The 231-nt window shown below is 40.3% G+C and carries 1 protein-coding gene; it reads right to left on the reverse strand.

The window, feature by feature from the left end:
- The coding region (locus AAEZ09_RS29305) for a hypothetical protein (RefSeq protein ID WP_350601821.1) at positions 1–231 on the reverse strand (231 nt) is incomplete at both ends.

Here is a 231-nt window from a genome sequence, read left to right on the forward strand (position 1 = left end):
CTTGATGAGCTCGCAAAAACATCTCGGCAGTATCTTGCAAGTATTGTTGTCTGGTTGTCAGTAAATCACCTATCTCTAAGCCTAACTCCAGGCGCAATTTTAGTTCGCCAAATAACATTAAACACAATCTAACTGCGCTTTCGTGCTGATTTTCAAAAAAGTATTCACCATGCTCATTAACCTTTTTTAAGTAATTTCTAATCAGTCCGAGCACATGCTTGGGGCCTGCGT

Origin of the sequence: Pseudomonas sp. 65/3-MNA-CIBAN-0223 (genome assembly GCF_040310425.1) — a bacterium.
Classification (GTDB): domain Bacteria; phylum Pseudomonadota; class Gammaproteobacteria; order Pseudomonadales; family Pseudomonadaceae; genus Aquipseudomonas; species Aquipseudomonas gregormendelii.